Here is a 17,721-nt window from a genome sequence, read left to right on the forward strand (position 1 = left end):
GCTTCCCCCACTGATCTTCTACAGTCGTAGTACGACAGATGTAGAACTTCAGGATCCGGTGATGGACGAGTCGATCAACGACGACGGCAAGGGTGAGGTGTCGCTCAGCGAGCTGCAACTTGCGCTGATGCGCGTGCTGTGGACGCGCGGGCAGGCCAGCACCGCGGAGGTGGCCGAGGCGATGCGCGAGCAGCAACGCCCGCTCGCGCACACCACCGTGGCGACGCTCCTGTCGCGGCTGGAGAAACGCGGCCTGATCGCCAGCGAGCGTGACGGCCGATCGCTGGTCTACCGTGCCGCGGTCAGCGAACCCGAGGTGCAGCGCTCGATGGTGTCGGGCCTGCTGGGCAGCCTGTTCGGCGGGCAACCCGCGGCGCTGCTGAACCACCTCGTGCAAGCCGGCGAGATCGGCGATGACGACCTCGCGCAGATGCGGGCGCTCCTGAAGAAGCGGGGAGGCGGCGATGCTTGAGATCCTCACCGGCTGGTTGCTGAACTACCTGCTGCACAGCACGGTGCTGCTGGGCGGCGTGTGGCTGCTGGAGCGCGCGGGCTGGTTGACGCAGCGCACCTGGCGCGAGGCCTTCTGGCGCTGGGCCTTCTTCGGCGCGGTGCTGACCGCGAGCGCGCAGCCGCTGACGCAGGCGACGCGCATCGTGCTGCCGGAGCTCTTCCCCCCGCTGGCGCCGCTCGCTTCGGCTGCTCATGACGTTTCCGCCGAGGAAGACGCCGACGCGGCGACGTCCCCTGCAGCCGCCACAACCACGACGCTGAAGACATCGGACGACGCGTCCCACGCCGAGCCGACAACCCCGTCCCCGACGGCGCGTGACACGCCCCGCCTGGCCCTGGGCGCGGGCCACTCGATCGGCCTGACCGACGAGGCCGCCGAGCAGCGGCGCGAGACCGTGCGCGAGGCCACCGCCGCCTTGCTGCTGGCGTGGCCGCTGGTGGCGCTCGCCGGCCTGGCGATGACGCTGCTGCGCTGGCTGGCGCTGCGGCGGCAGGTGCGCGCGCTCGCGCTCTGCGAGGACGCCGAGCTGACGCAGGCAGCGACCGAGCTCGCGCGCAATGCGGGCGTCGCGGTGCCGACGCTGCGCATGAGCGCGCTGTGGCCGAGCCCGCTGGTCGCGCCCGGCGGCCAGATCTGCCTGCCCGCGGGGCTGATGCGCTCGCTGGAAGGCCAGCAGCGCGTGGCCGTGCTCGCGCATGAGATCGCGCATCTGCGTCGTCGCGACCTGGCATGGCGGCTGGCCGCGCGGCTGGTCGCGCAACTCGGCTGGCTGCAGCCGCTGAACCGGCTCGCGATGCGCCGCCTGGATCTGCTCGCCGAACTGGCCTGCGATGCCTGGGCGGCCGAGGAAGCCGGCGCGATGCCCTTGGCGCAGGGCCTGTACGTCTGCGCCCGGGACACCGCGGCCGCCGCGAGTGCCGCAGCGGCCAGCGCGACGTCCGATTCATCCACGCGACAGGAGCGCCGCGCCGCGCGCCAGCGTGCCCGTTCGATGCCGGTGCTGGCCAGCGCGATGGCCGCGGCCCGGTCCCCGTTGATGGCGCGCATGCACGCGCTGCTGGAGGAGTCCCCCATGTCCGAATCCACCCCCGCCCGCCGCCGCGCGGGCCGCATCGCGCTGGCCGCCGGGCTGTGCACCGTGGCGCTGGCCGTGCCGATGCTGGTCATCGGCAAGGTGCCGCGCATCAGCATCGACCTGGGCGCCGTGCTGGGCGAGCGCCACGTCACGCGTTTCGAGAACAACGAGAACGGCCACGTGCAGCGCGCGAGCTACGACGGCGACGTCGTCTTCAACGACGACGAGACCGACGTGGTGTCGCTGGACAAGAAGCTGGAGATCTCCGAGACGCTGCTGGGCGTGACGCGCCGCGCGGTGATCGCTTCCGACGGGAAGGGCGGCACGACGCGCCGCTACTGGGTCGACGGCGACGAGAAGCCGCTGGACGCGGAGGGTCGCAAGTGGCTCACCGGTCAGATCGGCCTGGTCGCCGAGGGGGCGCATGGCAGCGAATACCGCGCGCGCCGGCTGCTGCAGCGCGGCGGCACGGCGCTGGTGCTGGCGGACATCGAGCGCTCGCCGCATGCCTTCGTCCGGCGCAGCCGCCTGGAGGCGCTGCTGTCGACGGGCCCGCAGGACGACGCGACCTTGTCGCGCCTGATCGCGGTGGGCGCCAAGCTCGACGGCGACTTCGAGCGCCGCAGCGCGCTGGACGCGGTGATCAATCACCGGACGCTGACCCCGGCGCTGCAGCGCGAGGTGTTGACCGCGACGGCCGGCATGCAGGGCGCGTTCGAGCGCCGCGAGGTGCTGGAGGCGCTGTCGCCGCAGATGAGCCGCGAGGCGGCGGTGGTGAGCGCGTGGCAGCAGGCGGTGCAGGGCATCGAGGGTGACTTCGAGAAGCGCTCGGCGATCACGGCGCTGATCGAGGCGCAACCGGCGGTGGACCGCGACCTGGCGCTGAGCGTGCTGGGCGCGGTGGATTCGATCGGAGGCGACTTCGAGCGGGCGCAGGTGCTGGTGTCGCTGGCCGAGCGGATGCCGCCGGATGCCGCGCTGATCGCGCGTTATCGCCAGTCAGCCCGTGGCTTGTCCACGCATGAGCGCGGTCGTGTCGAGGAAGCGCTGGATCACCTGACGCCGACCTGAGGCGCGGGCGGCAGACGCAGCGACAAGGGCGGCGCGGCGAAGGCGCACAATCGCCCGCCATGGCCCTGCACACCTTCACCCTGTACTTCCTGGCCGTGATCGGCCTGTCGCTGACGCCCGGTCCGAACAGCCTGCTCGTGCTGGCGCACGGCGCGGCGCATGGCAGCCGCAAGACCTTGTGGACCATCGCGGGTGGCGCGACGGGCTTCGCGGCGTTGATCGCGTTGTCGATGCTGGGCATCGGCGCGTTGCTGCAGACGACGGCGAGCGCGCTGCTGGTGCTGAAGGTCGTGGGCGGCCTCTACCTGATCTGGCTGGGCGTGCAGCTGTGGCGCGCGCCGGCGATCCAGCTGACGGCGGCGTCGGGCTCGGCGGCGCAGGGGCGAGGCCGGGTGCTGTTCCGGCAGGGCCTGCTGTCGGCGGTGTCCAACCCGAAGGTGCTGCTGTTCTACGGCGCGTTCCTGCCGCAGTTCATTGATCCGCAGCGGGATCTGTGGGTGCAGTTCGCGTGGCTGGCGGCGACCTTCGTGATCGTCGAGGCGGTGGTGGAGTTCCTGATCGCGAGCCTCGCGCACCGCGTGCGCCCGTGGCTCGAGCGCTCCGGCAAGGGCTTCAACCGCGTGTGCGGGACGCTCTTCGCGGCGATGGGGCTGGCGTTGCCTTTGACGAGGTGAGGAGCGCGCCAGGGCGCGTTCACCCCATCCGCATTGAGAAGACGAACGGCAAGTACGGCGGGACCTTCGTCGCAATGCCCTTATAGGTCCGCTTGAAGCATTGGGCTTTCGCGCTGTCCGAGTCGGAGATCACGCGCTCGATGGTGGCGAATTGATCGCCCTTGGTGTGCGTGATCACGAGCATCAGCTCCACCGGGCCTGGCGACAGCTGATAGCAGCCGCCCTTTTCGTCCAGGTGGAAGTGGTTGTTGAACTGGACAAATTCATCGGCGTATTTTTGATACTCGGCCGAATCCTTGTGGGCTTCCCAATTCGCCCTGGCTTGGGAGAAGTCCTTCGGTGGCTCGGCCGCGAGGCTCAGCGTGATGCCAGTGGCGCTCAGCAGTGCTGCTGCGCCGAGGCGCGTGATCGCGCCGACGAGTTTGTGTTTCATCGAGAACCTCCCCAGGTTTCTGTATTGACGCTGACCAGCCCCAAAAGCTGCAAGGCCGTCAGGATGATCTGCACGAACAGCACGTAACCATAGCCGAGCAGCAGGGTGAATGCGCCGATCGAGTCGCATCGCTGCATTCAACGAATACCTGCCGAACCTGCCTCGGCTTCATCCACCAACAAGTGATAGATGCTCGGGAAGCGCGTATCCATGTCTGCCTCGTCGACCTCAGAACCTTCGATGACGAAGACCTCGTCCTCACCAGGACGTTGCACGACATCCCAGTCTTCGCTGTGATCGAGAGGAAGCCGGCCGCGTAGTCCGAGTCCCCGACGGCTGCTGCCGCGACCTCGAACCCGCCGTTGCGCGTCTTCATCCCGCCGTATCGCGAGAAGAACTCCTGCGTGACCGAGCCCAGTCGTCTGTTTGATGTCTCAAACGACACGGCGGGTACGACGAGCAACACACCTTCGGCAACCAGGTCGTCCACCAGCGCTCGAGCTTGACTGACGGACATGGGTTCGGCGATGCGACGATGGTCTTGCGGCACGCTGCTGTTCCTTGCAAGGCTGGCTTGTTGATTTGCACGCCCGGCTTCTGAGCTCGGCGGCATGAAGAACGGGCGCCGAAGCGCCCGTCTGATCGGCTGATCTCAGCGCGTCATCACGGCTTGGCCGCCGATGCCGGCATCGACGGGGCCGTCACGTCCACCGGCGCGCCTTGCGGGTCGCGGATCTCCAGCGGCTTGCGGCCCAGGGCCTCCAGTTGCGGCAGCACCTTGGCCTTGTCGCCCACCGCCACCACGATCAGCGACGCCGGCTCCACGTAGGTCTTCGTCGCCTTGTACGCGCTGCCCGCGTTCACCGCCGCGTACTTGCGCGGCAGCGACGTGATGCTGTCCGCCGGCGCACCCACTGCCCACTCGCTCGCATAACTGGACGCCACCACCCGGTTCGTGTCGAACAGCCCCGGCAGCGCCAGCAGCTGCGCGTTGCGAACCCGGTTCAGCTCGTCCGCGCCCATCGGCTTGGCGCGCATGCCGTCGATCTCCTTGAACATGTCGGTCAGCGCCGGGCCCGTCACGTCCGTGCGCACGCTGCCGCGAATGCCGAACAGACCGCTGTCCCGGTTCATCGTGTACGCCGAGTAGATCCCGTACGTGTAGCCCTTGACCTCACGCAGCTGCGTGTTGATCCGCGACGTGAAGAGCCCACCCATCGCGGCGTTCATCACCTTGATGTCCTCCGCGTCGCGCGTGCCCGCCTTCGGTCCCGGCGCCACCACGCTCAGCGCCGTCTGCGGCGCGCCCGGCTTGTCCACCAGCACCACGCGCGCGGCCACCGGCTTGGGCGGCGTCGCGTCCACCGCGGCCGCCGCGGTCTTCGGACGCTCCCAGCCGCCGAACAGCCGCTCGGCCAGCGCCTTCAGCTCGTCCGCGGAGATGTCGCCTGCGACCACCAGCGCGGCCTGGTCCGGCCGGTAATGCGTCGACCAGAACTGACGCAGCGCCGCCGCGTCCGTCGCCTTGATCGAGGCCTCGTCGCCGATCGCGGCCTTGGCCAGCGGATGGCCCTCGCCGTAGATCACGCGATTCGCGACCACGCCGGCGACCGCCGGCGCCTGCTCGCGCTGCTGCTGCAGCGCCGCCAGGCGCTGGTTCTGCATGCGCGCGATCTCGCCGTTGTCGAAGGCCGGATGCAGCGCCACGTCCGCCACCAGCGCCAGCGTCTGCGCGAAGTTGCGCTTCAGGCTGCTCGCCTCGATGCGCGCCTCGTCGCGGCCCGCGCCCGCGCTGATCGCCGCGCCCAGCGCCGCCGCCTCGTCGGCGATCTGCTGCGCCGTGCGCGTCTGCGTGCCCTGCTGCAGCATGCCCGCCGTGAAGCTCGACAGCCCCGGCTGCGTCGACGGATTCGCCGTCTGACCCGCGCGCACCACCAGCGTCGCGCTCACCAGCGGCAGACCCGGATTGGGCACATGGATCAGCGTCAGGCCATTGGCCAGCGTCAGGCGCTGGCCCTCGGGCAGCGACAGCGCCTTGGCCTTGCCGCCCTTGGGCTGCGTCTTGCGCCATGCGACGTCCGGATTCATCGATTCGCGCTCGCCCTTGGCGGCCTTCTCTGGCATCGGCGGCGTGGGGATCTCCGCGGCCAGCTTCTGCTCGCCCGGTGTGGCCACCACGACGACCCGCGCATCCTTCTTCAGCTGCTGCGCGACCACGTCACGCACCTTCTCCGACGTGACGGCCCTGTAGCGCGCCAGGTCCTTGCCGATGAAGTTGGGATCGCCCGCCTGCTGGTTGTAGTAGTTGATCTGGTCGGCCAGCGCCTGGACCTTCTCCAGCCGCGACAGCGTGCCGGTCTCGATCGAGGCGCGGGCGCGGGCCATTTCCTCGGGCGTGGGCGGATTGATCGCCAGCTCCGCGACGGCGTCGTCGACGATCTTTTGGATCTCGTCGAGCGACTTGCCCGGACGCGCGATCACCTCCACCGAGAACACCGAGCCCAGCGACAGCGAGTACTGCTGCACCTGCACCGATTGCGCGAGCTGCTTGTCGTAGACCAGCGTCTTGTACAGGCGGCTGGACTTGCCGCCGCCCAGCACGTGCGAGGCGATGTCGAGCTCGGCGTCACCCGGCTGGAACACCGCGGGCGTGTGCCACGCGATGTCCAGGCGCGGCAGCTCGATGCGGTCGGTGACCTCGACGCGCTTCTCCGACGTCAGCTTGGGCTGCGCGACGTTGACCGGCGGCACCGGATCGCCGGCCTTGAGCGGGCCGAAGTACTTCTCGACCAGCTTCTTGGCCTGCGCCGGATCGAAGTCGCCGGCCAGCACCAGCGTCGCGTTGTTGGGCCGGTAGTAGCTGCGCGCGAAGGCCTTCACGTCGTCGAGCTTGATCGACTGGATGTCGGCATGCGAGCCGATCACCGTCGCGCGGTACGGATGGCCCTCGGGGAACAGCGCCTGATAGAGCGCTTCCTCGACGATGCCGTAGGGGCGGTTCTCGACGGACTGGCGACGCTCGTTGCGCACCACGTCCTGCTGGTTGGCCAGCGACACCGAATCGACCTCGTCGATCATGTAGCCCAGCATGTCCGACTTCAGCCACAGGCCCAGCTCGAGCTGGTTGGAGGGCAACGTGAAGAAGTAGTTGGTCCGGTCGAAGTCGGTGGAGCCGTTGGAGTCGGTGCCGCCGGCGGCGTCGATGATCTTGTCGGCCTGACCGCGCGGGATGTGGCGGGTGCCGGCGAACATCAAATGCTCGAACAGGTGGGCGAAGCCGGTCTGGCCCTTGGCCTCGTTGCGCGGGCCCGCATGCACCCACAGGTTGAAGGCCACCAGGGGCAGGCGATGGTCCTCGACCAGGATGAGCTCGAAGCCGTTGGGCAGCTTCACCTTCTCGAGCTTGACGCTGAGCGCGTCGCCGGTGGCCGAGATGGCGCTGGTGCCGGCGGCGGCCGGTGCGGCCAGGGCGGAGGTGGACAGGGCAGAGCCGCCGAGGGCGGTCAGGATCGCCAGCGTGATGGCGGCGCTTGCCGCGGGCTTGAATCGCATGGTGGGATGCTTCCCTTCAAAGTTGATGCGGGGCACGCTATCCAAAGCGGGCGGGCCTCACAAGTGCCGGAACTCCGGAAGATCAAGGTTTCGCTCGCTCGCCCCCGCGAAGGGGCGGGCTGGCCGTCAAGGCCGCGTCAAAGCGGCCGCAGCATCAGTTGCTGGTGCAGCGGCTGCGGCACGGCGCCGAGCGCGCGCAGCGCGGCACCGCCGAGGTCCTCGCGTTGCAGCTGCGGCACGCGCAGGCGGCGCTCAGGATAAACGGCGACCAGCGCCCGGATGAGCGCGCGGGCGTCGGTGTCTTGCGGCGCGATCAGGCTGTGGATCATGACGGTCTCGTCGGGCAGGCTGAACACGATCTGCGCGTCGGCGGTCTGCCAGCCGCGGTAATCGACGCCATGGCGGATCACGGTCGCGGTGACCTGCAGCGGCAGGTCGGCGATGCGATGCTCGGCGGCCTCGAGCCAGCTGAGCAACTGAGGCATGTCGACGGAGCGCGGCGCGCTTTCGCCATTGCCGGTGCCAATGCCTGGGACCGACGGCGCGATCGTGCCGGCGTCGGCGACGTAGCCGAGGAGGTCGTGGATCTTGCGGAAGCCGCGTCCCTCGTAGAGCCGGCGGGCACGCTCGTTCTGGGCGAAGACCTCGAGCTCGACCGCGTGCTGGCTGGCCGCGGCGGCGCGGGCGATGAGGTCGTCGAGCAGGGCGGGCGCCGCGCCGGAGCCGCGCGCCTCCGGAGTCGCGCCCATGGTGGCGAGCCGCCAGCGGCGGGGCAGGGGGCGCGGAGCGACGAAGGCGAACGCGAGCGGCGCGCCGGCGGCGTCCATCGCGACGCGCGACAGCGCGAGGTCCACGCCCTGGCGCGCGAGGAACATCGGCCACTGCGCGACCGGGATCTGGAACGGACCGATGAGGTAATCGGCAAAGGCCCGCGTGAAGGTCGCGTGCAGCAGCTCGGGGGCGAGTTCGTCGGCGCGGAGGAAGGACAACGCGTCGAAGGTGGCCGGGGTCGAAGGAGAAGTCGGTGCCGTCATGTCGTCCTTGTCGTCCTTGTCATCCAGGTGATCCGAAGCCGAGGCGAATCAGATCAGGTCAGGTCAGGTCAGCCACGCCGGAATCGCCAGCCAGATCGGCGCCGTGGCGGCGAACAGCAGCGTGCCCAGCACGATCGCGCCGGAGGCCTCGGCCTCCAGCGTCCGGTAGCGTTGCGCGAACATCATCGCGTTGGAACCCGGCGGCAGCGCCGCCATCATCACGATCACGGCGAGCGGCATGCCCGACAGCCCGAAGCCCCAGTGCGCGATCCCCAGCACCAGCGCCGGCAGCACCAGCAGCTTCAGCGCCGCCAGCCCCAGCAGCGTGCGCATCGCCCCGCGCGGCAACCCGTAATACGACAGCGACATGCCGATCAGCACCAGGCACAACGGCACCACCGCGCTGCCCAGCATCTGCAGCACCTCGTCCAGCACCGCCGGCAACGGAATCCCCGTCAGGTGCCACGCGAAACCGCACAGCACCGGCAGCACCACCGGATGGATCACCGTGTTGCGCAGCGTCGTCAGGATCGTGCGCTTCAGGCTCACCGCGTGCGCCCCGCCCGCCGTGTGCCGAGCGAGATCCATCTCCACCAGCACCGTCGCGATCGTCAGCAACGTCAGCGCATGCAGGCTCACCACCGTGATGTGCACCGCCAGGCCGCTCTCGCCGAACACGCCCGCCACCAGCGGCACGCCGACCTGCAGCGTGTTGCCGAAACTCGCCGTGATGCTGCGCACCGCCGGTGCCGCGGGACTCTCGGGATGACGCTTGCGCTCGTACAGGTAGACCGCCACCAGCATCAGCACCACCGGCGCGAAGAACGCAGCCACCGTCAGCCACGGCAGCGCGGAGAACTCCACCCGCGCGGTCGTGCGGAACATCAGCGCCGGCACGAACAGATAGAACGCGACGTTGGACAGGATGCGCGCCGGGTCGTTCTCTCCGCCGGCCTTGCCCAGCCAGCGCATGTGGCCGACGAACCAGCCCATGCCCGCGGCAATGAAGATCGCCAGCAGCTTGTAGAACAGGACGGCAGTCATGGGCGGGGAGTATGCCGAAGCCGATCACGAGATAGGGCGCGGCCCGCACTGCGTTTGGCACTGGTCTACTGCCGCCGCCGCTGGCCCTCACCCCGGCCCTCTCCCGCAAGCGGGAGAGGGAGTTCATGAGGCGAGTGACTCGGCCCTCTCCCGCAAGCGGGAGAGGGAGTTCACGAGGCCAGTGGCAACTCGAGCGCGAAGCTGAAGCAGCTGCCCGCGTCGGGCGAGGTCTGCACCGAGATCTCACCGCCCATCAGCCGCACCAGCTGCTGGCTGATCGCGAGTCCCAATCCGGTCCCGCCCGCCCGGCGCGACAGGTCCGCCACCTGCTCGAAAGGCTGGAACAGCCGCTCCATCTGCTCGGGCGCCATGCCGATGCCGGTGTCCGACACCGTGAATCGCAGCATCAGGCTGCTGGGCCCCTGCGCGACCACGTCCACCGCGAGACCGATCCGCCCGTGATCGGTGAACTTCACCGCGTTGGACAGCAGGTTCAGCAGGACCTGCCGCAGCCGCTGTCCGTCCGCGCGCACCCGCGTGGGCAGCTGCGGATCGAGCTTTACATCGAACGCCAGGCCCTTCTCGGCCGCGCGCGGTCGCATCGACTCGCTGCAGATCTCCAGCAGCGCCCGCAGGTCCAGCGGATTCAACTGCAGCGTGAGCTTGCCCGCCTCGATGCTCGCCACGTCCAGCAGGTCGGTGATCAGCACCAGCAGGTGCTCGCCCGATTCGCGCATCAGCCGGATGCGCTGCTTCTGCGCGTCGTTCAGCGACGCGTCCATCTGCAGCAGCTGCGCGAAACCGAGGATCGCGTTCAGCGGCGTGCGGAACTCGTGGCTCATCGTCGCCAGGAAGCGGCTCTTGGCCTGGTTGGCGGCCTCCGCGCGCTGCTTGGCCTGCGACAGCTCCACGGTCCGCTCGGTGACCAGCTCCTCGAGATGGTCCCGGTGCTGCGTCAGTTCCTGCTCGGCCAGGCGGCGCAGCGTGATGTCGCTGACCAGGCCCTCGATACGCGGCGCGCCGTCGAGCACCAGATGCAGGCTGAGCTCGACCCACAGGTCGCGCCCGTCGCGCGTGGTCACCAGCAGCGGCACCTGCTGCAGCAGCCGGTGACGCTCCAGCGCGCGCGCGAGCCGCCGGTACTCGTCGCGCTCGATGCGCACCATGCGCTGCAGCGTCGCGCCCTGCGCGTCCTCGGGACGGCCCAGGCCCAGCATCTGCGCCAGCGCCTTGTTCACGCCGAGCAGCCGCCCATGACCGTCGGCCTGGAAGATGCCCTCGGCGGCGTTCTCGAACAGGCTGCGGTAACGCTGCTCGCTGCTGCGCAGTCCCTCGGCGAAGACGCGCAGCTTGGTGCTCATCGCGTTGAGCTGCTCGGTCAGGTCGCCGATCTCGTCGGCGTGCTCGGGCTCGATGTGCGCGCCCAGCTCGCCGCTGGCCACGCGCTGCGCCAGACCGCGCAGCCGCGACACCGGGCGCTCCACCAGCCGCCGCACCAGGAAGTAGCTCGTCAGCGCGATCGCCACGAGCACCGTGGCCAGCAGGCTGGCCACCAGGCGCCGGGTCTCGCCCAGCGTCTGGTCGATGTAGCTTCGGGTGTACACCAGCGTGGCGCGGCCCAGCGCGCCGGCCGGCCCCTGCGCGCCGGAGCGATGGCTGAGCTCGAACTCCAGCGTCAGCGGCCGCACCGCGGGCTCGGAGCGCGAGCGCTGCAGTGTCTCGAGGCCCGGCGCCGTCAGCGTGATCGCGTAGACCTCGGGGTCGGCCATGACGGCGTCCAGCAGCTCCGACAAGGCGGCGCTGTCCAGGTTCCACACCGGCTCGGCGAAGCCGCGCGCCACCAGCTGCGACATGCGCTGCTGGCGCTCGACCAGCGCCTCGTTGAGCTCGTGCTCGTGGCGGTCGACCCAGTACAGGCCGATCAAGCCCACCAGCACCGTGGCGCTGAGGCTCAGCGCGGCGACCAGCCGCGTCTGGATGCTCAGCGTCGATCGGCCCATGACCGCATGCCCTCTCCTGACTCGGACGTTGTTTGCGGTCGAGTGTCGCGCAAATGCGCGCCGGCCCTTGTCGTTCCGATTGGGGAGGGGCCTCAGGATTTCACGGGTTGCGGAGCCTGGGATCGGATCCCCGAGGCGCGCCCTGCCGGGCAGCGACCAGGGCGCACACCTGGTCGAGGGCGGATTGCACATCGGCGAGTGCGTCCGGCAATTGCCAGGCGTCATCCGTCGTGTCGAGCTGCCTCAAGGCCTCGGAGTAGGCGCTGAGGGCTTCCCGGGGCCACTCGTGGCGTGGCAGCCGGCGCAGCGTTTCGCGGCAACGGTCGTCCAGGGCCTCGCGCTGTTGAAGATGGTGGGTGAAGGCTTGAGGCGTGAGGCTCTCGCCGAGGGCCAGCAAGGCGTCCGATTCGTCCTGCAGCAGCGCGCCGAGGATGGGCAGCGTCGGGGAGTCGACCGCCCGAAGCTGCCTGAGCTGCTCGGCCGCATCCTTCTCCATGGCCCGGAGACGGGTCAGGCGCGGGGTCAGTTCGTGCCTGAGCGACAGGGGCGCCCGATTCGCGAATCGATCCAGGGCGACGAGGTTGACACGGGCGGCGGCCAGTTGCCGCTCGACGCGATCCCGGCGTTGATCGGCGATCGACGGCGTTTCGGCGCGAGCGGCCTCCGCGGCGTTGGCGGCGGGACGTGTGGGTGGCATGCCGAACATGGCGGTGCTCCAGAAGTGAGAGCGGCCGTAGTGCCCGGCAGCGCCCCGCGGGAGGGCTCGTCAGGCGAAGGGATCGAACTGTGGCGCGAGCAGCGCCGGGCTCCACCGCCACGCGAGCGCACCTGGACGGCGCAGTCCCGCCGTCACGCGCAGCCGCAGACCGCGCGCCTCGTCGCTCCACAGCACCGAGGCCTCGGCGGTCAGGTGCAGCAGCTCGCCGGTGTCGTAATCCGGGACCAGCAGCCCGGCGCGCGGATGCCGCAGCAGGTTGCCCAGCGTCATGAAGAAGCGGTTGCCGGGGAAGTCGGGGATCAGCAATTCGATGCCGCCGTCCAGCCGGCGATGCGCCGCCACGAACCCCGGCGGGCCGCCGCGGTGCGAGACGTCCACTCCCTCGGCGCGCCCGTCGCCGGGCACCGGCGCGGAGGCGCTCGCGATGAAGACGGTGTCCGCCGCGGCGATGCGCGCCAGCGCGGCTTCGTCGAGCGCCGCGTCCAGCGGCTGCGCCAGCGCGGGCGGGGCGTCGTCCCAGCGCAGCGGATCGCGCGCCTGGATGTACTTCGGGCAGTTGCCGAAGCTCTGCACGACACCGACCCGCAGCGCGCCGTCCGACATCGCCTCCAGCCGCCCGTTCATGCGGTTGCGACGGCGCGTGTGCGGCTCCAGCCCGAGCAGGCCGACCTGTGCGCCCGGGCCGGACGCGCGCAGCGCGGCGAGCGCGGGGTCCTGCGCGTCCAGCGTCGACGTGATCGCCATCGTGCGGGCATCGGGCGTCGCGACGAAACCCGGCCGGCCCGCCAGCATCGTGGCCCAGGGCTGGCCGCTCGCGTCCAGCGCGCCCAGCAGCATCGTGGGCAGCTTCTCGAAGAGCTCGCGATGCTGATCGGGCATGTGGTCGCGGATCACCTGCGGGCCGATCTCGGCCATGCGCTCGCGCATGCCGAGGCGTGCCTGCAGCGCCTGCTCGCCGGGGTGCCAGGTCGTGTCACCGGCGCGGGCTCCGGCGTGGGTCGGGGTCGTGTCCATGACGGTCCTCAGAGTTGATCGGTCAGCGGCACGAAGCCGGGCAGCGCCTCGATGCGCGCGAGCCAGCTCCGCAGCTGCGGATAGGTCTCCAGCGACACCCCGCCGATCGGCGCCTGCGAGGTGTAGCCGTAGAACGCGAGGTCGGCCAGCGTCGGCCGGTCGGCGATCAGGAAGGCGCTGCGCGCGAACTGGGCCTCCATCAGCGCGAACAGCCGATGGCCGATCGCCTGAGACGCCGCGTCCACCGGCTGGCCGGTCAGCGCGCGGTAGCGCGGCGAGGCCGCGCCCGGGCCGAGCAGGCTCACCGACAAGCTGAACCAGCGCTCCTGCCAGGCCGCCTCGCTCGCGTCGCGCGGCAGCCAGCCGGACTCGGGGGCGTACCGCGTGGCCAGGTAGACCAGGATGGCGTTGCTCTCGGGCAGGGCCTCGTCACCGTCCTCCAGCACTGGGACCTGCGCCAGCGGATTGAGCGTCAGGAAGTCCGGCAGGTGCTGGTCGCCGCGGCGCAGGTCGAGGTCGATCACCTCGTACGGCAGGCCCAGCATCGACAACAGCAGCTCGACACGGTGGCAATGGCCGGACGCGGCCAGCCGGTGCAGGCGGATCGGCCCGGCGGCGCGGCTGGCGGTCGACGTTGGGGTCGACGTCGCGGTCGAGTCGGCGGTCGAGTTGGCGGTGGGGATCGAGGTGGCGGCGGGGGCGTTCATCGGGGCTCCATCAGGGGGCGTCAACAAGGCCTCTACCGTAGCCATTGCAGCGCGCGACTGGAATCACCGAAGACGATCATTCAGAATTGCAGCCATTGAAATGATGAGCGCCCCTCATGGATCACCTCGACCGCTTGCGTTGTTTCGTCGCCGTGGCTGACACGCAGAGCTTCGCCGCCGCGGCGCGCCGGCTGGGCCTCTCCGCGCCGGCCGCCACGCGGGCGATCGCCGCGCTGGAGCAGCGCCTGGGCGTGCTGCTGTTCCAGCGCAGCACGCGCTCGGTGCGCATGACCGAGGCGGGCGAGCGTTTCGTGCTGGACTGCCGCCGCATCCTGGGCGACCTCGACGAGTCCGAGGCCGCGGCGGCCGGCGCGCAGGCGGAGCCGGCCGGCGTGCTGGCGATGACGGCCCCGTCGATGTTCGGGCGCATGCATGTGGCGCCGCTCGCGGCGGAGTTTCTGCAGCGCCATCCCCGCATGCGCATGAAGCTGCTGCTGGTGGACCGCGTCGTGTCCTTGCTGGAGGAGGCGCAGGACCTGGCCGTGCGCATCGCCCATCTGCCCGACTCCGGGCTGACGGCGGTGCCGGTGGGGGCGATGCGGCGCGTGATCGTGGCGTCGCCGGACTACCTCGCGCGAGCCGGCGAGCCCGAGGCACCGCGCGACCTGGTCGGGCACCGCATCGTCGCGGGTTACTTCGACGGCCAGGGGATGACGCCCTGGCGGTTCCGCGACGGGATGCAGGCGCTGACGCCGACGCTGATGGTCAACGACAGCGCGGCGGCGATCGCCGCGGTCGAGGCGGGCGTCGGGCTGGTGCGCTGCCAGGTCTACCAGGCCGCCGAGGCCGTGCAGGCGGGCCGGCTGCGCATCGTGCTGGCCGATCAGGAAATCCCCGCCGCGCCGGTGCATCTGGTGCACGCGGCAGGACGGCGCGTGCCGGCCACGCTGCGCCTGCTGATCGACCACATGGCCGAGCGCCTGCGCGCGCAGCCGGTGCTCGCCGGCGAGGCCTTCCTGCGCTGAGACCACGCGTTCCGCGCCAATGAGAAGGGGCCCCGCAGGGCCCCTCATCGTGGTGTCACCGGCTGGCGATCACTCCTTGGCGACGGCCTTCTTCACCGCGACTTTCTTCGCCGCGGCCTTCTTGGCCGGCGCCTTGGTGGCGGGCTTGTCGTCGGCGGCCTTCGCAGCAGCGGTCTTCGAAGCTGCCTTGGCGGCAGGCTTCGCGCCGGGCTTCGCGGCGCGCGGCTCGAACTCGAAGATCACCTTGCCTTCCTTCTTGTCGTAGGTCAGGAAGGCCTTGAACTTGCGGCGCGTCTTGTTGGAGACGAAGTTCTCCAGCAGGTCCGTCTTGCCGGTCGCCAGCAGCTTGCCCATCTGCTCGGGCTCGATGGGCTGCTGCAGGATGATCTTGCCGCTCTTGAAGTCGCAGGTGATCTTGTCGCCCACGGCGTGCTCGCACACGTAGTTGCTGCCGAAGTCGAACACGCGTCCGTTGCACTTGGGGCAATGGCCCAGCGAGGTCTGGCCGCTGAAGTCCACCGGCTCGCCGTTCTCCTCGGCCTTCTTGGCGTCCTCGCCGAAGTCGAACTCCAGCTTCCAGTTGTCGATCTCCGCGTCGAAGACCAGCGCCAGCTCGGCCGTGAACGGCCAGCCGGCCTTGGAGCGGAAGCCCTCCAGCGGCCCGACCTTCTTGTCGCGCAGGAAGGCCTCGACCTCGTGCAGCTCGAAGCTGCGGCCGCCCGGGATCTTGGGGATCGAGAAGCCGCACTCGTCGCCGTTGCCGACCTTGCCGGTGCAGGTGAAACGACGATAGTTCTCCTTGACCACGCCGCCGCACTTCGGGCACGGCGTCTTGAGCGTCGCGTAATCGCCGGGGATGGTGTCGCGGTCGTATTCCTTGGCCTTGCGCACGACCTTCTCGGTCATCGCGGCGATCTCGGCCATGAAGTCCTCGCGCTTGAGGCGACCCTTCTCCATCTCGGACAGCTGGAACTCCCAGTTGCCGGTCAGTTCGGGCTTGGACAACTCGTCGACGCCCAGGCCGCGCAGCAGCGTCATCAGCTGGAAGGCCTTGGCGGTGGGGATCATCTCCCGGCCTTCGCGCAGCATGTACTTCTCGGCCAGCAGGCCTTCGATGATGGCCGCGCGCGTGGCCGGCGTGCCCAGGCCCTTCTCGGCCATGGCCTCGCGCAGCTCGTCGTCGTCGACCAGCTTGCCCGCGCCTTCCATCGCCGACAGCAGCGTCGCTTCGGTGTAGCGCGCCGGCGGCTTGGTCTGCAGCGCCTTCACGTCGGTGCCCTCGGTGCGCACGACCTCACCGGCCTTCACCGGCACGAGCATCGCGCCGCTGGTGCCCGGCTCGGCGTTCTCGTCGGTGGCTTCCTTGCCGTAGACGGCCTGCCAGCCCGGCTTCACCAGCACCTTGCCGTTGGTCTGGAAGGCATACGACTTCTCCGCGGTCTTCACCGTCGAGATGCGCGTCGTGACCTGGAACTCGGCCGGCGGGAAGAACACCGCCAGGAAGCGCTTGACGACCATGTCGTAGAGCTTGGCTTCGGCATCGGTCAGGCTGCCGGGCGCCTGCAGCGTCGGGATGATGGCGAAGTGATCCGACACCTTGGTGTTGTCGAACACCTTCTTGGTCGGCTTGATGTAGCCCTTGTCCAGCGCCATGCGCGCGTGCGGCGCCAGCGCGCGCAGTGGGCCGGGCAGGTCCGCGTTGGCGATCATGCGGGCCGTGTCCTGCGCGACGATCAGGTAGTCCTCGGGCAGGTAGCGCGAGTCCGTCCGCGGGTAGGTCAGCACCTTGTGCTTCTCATACAGCGCCTGCGCCAGGCCCAGCGTCGTCTTGGCCGAGAAGCCGAAGCGCGAGTTGGCCTCGCGCTGCAGCGTGGTCAGGTCGTACAGGCCGGGGCTCGCGGTCGTGCTGGGCTTGGATTCCTCGGTCACCGTGGCGGGCTGGCCCAGCGCGGCGGCGGCGATCGCATCGGCCTCGGCCTGCGTCCAGACGCGGTCGGCGCGCTGTTCGGGATCCTCGGGGTTCTTCTTGAACGCCGTGTCGAACCACTTGCCCTCGTACTGGCCGGCCTCGGCGTCGAAGGCGCCGCGGATCTCCCAGTAATCGCGGTAGACGTGCTTGCGGATCTTCTCCTCGCGCTCCACGACGATGGACAGCGTGGGCGTCTGCACGCGGCCGACGGTGGTCAGGAAGAAGCCGCCATCGCGCGAGTTGAACGCGGTCATCGCGCGCGTGCCGTTGATGCCCACCAGCCAGTCGGCCTCGGAGCGGCAACGCGCGGCGTCGGCCAGCGGCAGCATCTGCGCGTCGGTGCGCAGGCCCTCGAAGCCGTCGCGGATCGCCTGCGGCGTCATCGACTGCAGCCACAGCCGGCTCACCGGCTTGGTCACCTGCGCCTTGGACGTGCCGGCGTACTGCACGATCAGGCGGAAGATCAGCTCCCCTTCGCGGCCCGCGTCACACGCGTTGATCAGCGAGGTCACGTCCTTGCGCTTGATCAGCTTGACCAGCGCGTTGAGCCGGCCCTTGCTCTTGTCGATCGGATTCAGATCGAAGTGCGGCGGGATCACCGGCAGGTGGGCGAAGCTCCACTTGCCGCGCTTGACGTCGAATTCCTCCGGCGCCTTGATCTCCACCAGGTGGCCCACGGCGGAACTCACGACGTAATCGTCGTTCTCGAAATACTCGTCGTGCTTCTCGAACTTGCCCGACAGCGGGGTCAACGCCTTGACGATGTCCTGCGCCACCGACGGCTTCTCCGCGATCACCAATGCCTTGCTCATTGCGCTTGTTTCTTTCGTCTCTTCGTCGTCTTCGTCCAGGCGCGCCGATTCCTCGTGAACGCCTGCCTACAATCCGGCC

The 17,721-nt window shown here is 69.8% G+C and carries 14 protein-coding genes; 4 read left to right on the top strand and 10 right to left on the bottom strand.

What is annotated here, in order from left to right; translation table 11 throughout:
* Window positions 1–61 precede the first annotated feature (61 nt).
* The 3 genes from ACNI65_RS25325 to ACNI65_RS25335 are packed head-to-tail and all read left to right on the top strand — an operon-like array spanning window position 62 to window position 3,334.
* Window positions 62–472 (top strand): BlaI/MecI/CopY family transcriptional regulator, encoded by a 411-nt coding sequence (locus ACNI65_RS25325; protein WP_416760292.1) that lies wholly within the window; start codon window positions 62–64, stop codon window positions 470–472.
* Window positions 465–2,660 (top strand): M56 family metallopeptidase, encoded by a 2,196-nt coding sequence (locus ACNI65_RS25330; RefSeq protein ID WP_416760293.1) that lies wholly within the window; start codon window positions 465–467, stop codon window positions 2,658–2,660. The genes ACNI65_RS25325 and ACNI65_RS25330 overlap by 8 nt, the downstream gene beginning before the upstream one ends.
* Window positions 2,661–2,719: 59 nt before the next feature.
* Window positions 2,720–3,334 carry a LysE family translocator gene (locus ACNI65_RS25335; protein WP_416760294.1) on the top strand — a complete coding sequence of 205 codons (615 nt, stop codon included), beginning with the start codon at window positions 2,720–2,722 and terminating at the stop codon, window positions 3,332–3,334.
* Window positions 3,335–3,353: 19 nt separating this feature from the next.
* Here the strand turns inward: ACNI65_RS25335 and ACNI65_RS25340 are convergent, their stop codons facing one another.
* From ACNI65_RS25340 to ACNI65_RS25380, 9 genes are all read right to left on the bottom strand, one after another.
* Complete coding sequence (locus ACNI65_RS25340; RefSeq protein ID WP_416760295.1) at window positions 3,354–3,767, bottom strand: hypothetical protein; 414 nt, start codon at window positions 3,765–3,767, stop codon at window positions 3,354–3,356.
* The gene (locus tag ACNI65_RS25345; protein WP_416760296.1) at window positions 3,764–3,904 is read right to left on the bottom strand and encodes a hypothetical protein; all 141 of its coding nucleotides are present in this window, start codon (window positions 3,902–3,904) and stop codon (window positions 3,764–3,766) included. The genes ACNI65_RS25340 and ACNI65_RS25345 overlap by 4 nt, the downstream gene beginning before the upstream one ends.
* 526 nt (window positions 3,905–4,430) lie before the next feature.
* Window positions 4,431–7,319 (bottom strand): M16 family metallopeptidase, encoded by a 2,889-nt coding sequence (locus ACNI65_RS25350; RefSeq protein ID WP_416760297.1) that lies wholly within the window; start codon window positions 7,317–7,319, stop codon window positions 4,431–4,433.
* A gap of 137 nt (window positions 7,320–7,456) precedes the next feature.
* Window positions 7,457–8,353 carry a GNAT family N-acetyltransferase gene (locus ACNI65_RS25355; protein WP_416760298.1) on the bottom strand — a complete coding sequence of 299 codons (897 nt, stop codon included), beginning with the start codon at window positions 8,351–8,353 and terminating at the stop codon, window positions 7,457–7,459.
* Between the two features lie 63 nt (window positions 8,354–8,416).
* Complete coding sequence (locus tag ACNI65_RS25360) at window positions 8,417–9,397, bottom strand: AEC family transporter (protein ID WP_416760299.1); 981 nt, start codon at window positions 9,395–9,397, stop codon at window positions 8,417–8,419.
* 170 nt (window positions 9,398–9,567) lie between these two features.
* Entirely contained in the window at window positions 9,568–11,397 is a 1,830-nt protein-coding gene (locus ACNI65_RS25365; protein ID WP_416760301.1) for an ATP-binding protein, read from the bottom strand.
* 100 nt (window positions 11,398–11,497) lie between these two features.
* Complete coding sequence (locus tag ACNI65_RS25370; RefSeq protein WP_416760302.1) at window positions 11,498–12,103, bottom strand: hypothetical protein; 606 nt, start codon at window positions 12,101–12,103, stop codon at window positions 11,498–11,500.
* A gap of 60 nt (window positions 12,104–12,163) precedes the next feature.
* The gene (locus ACNI65_RS25375; protein WP_416760304.1) at window positions 12,164–13,129 is read right to left on the bottom strand and encodes a pyridoxamine 5'-phosphate oxidase family protein; all 966 of its coding nucleotides are present in this window, start codon (window positions 13,127–13,129) and stop codon (window positions 12,164–12,166) included.
* Between the two features lie 8 nt (window positions 13,130–13,137).
* The gene (locus ACNI65_RS25380) at window positions 13,138–13,836 is read right to left on the bottom strand and encodes a glutathione S-transferase family protein (RefSeq protein WP_416760305.1); all 699 of its coding nucleotides are present in this window, start codon (window positions 13,834–13,836) and stop codon (window positions 13,138–13,140) included.
* Between the two features lie 116 nt (window positions 13,837–13,952).
* Here ACNI65_RS25380 and ACNI65_RS25385 point away from each other — a divergent pair, with 116 nt between their 5' ends.
* The gene (locus ACNI65_RS25385; protein WP_416760306.1) at window positions 13,953–14,861 is read left to right on the top strand and encodes a LysR substrate-binding domain-containing protein; all 909 of its coding nucleotides are present in this window, start codon (window positions 13,953–13,955) and stop codon (window positions 14,859–14,861) included.
* Between the two features lie 69 nt (window positions 14,862–14,930).
* On the opposite strand, the gene ACNI65_RS25390 is transcribed toward ACNI65_RS25385, so the two are convergent.
* Entirely contained in the window at window positions 14,931–17,642 is a 2,712-nt protein-coding gene (locus ACNI65_RS25390) for a DNA topoisomerase III (RefSeq protein ID WP_416760307.1), read from the bottom strand.
* Window positions 17,643–17,721 lie beyond the last annotated feature (79 nt).

The organism is Roseateles sp. So40a (genome assembly GCF_048081605.1).
Taxonomy (GTDB): Bacteria; Pseudomonadota; Gammaproteobacteria; order Burkholderiales; family Burkholderiaceae_C; genus Roseateles.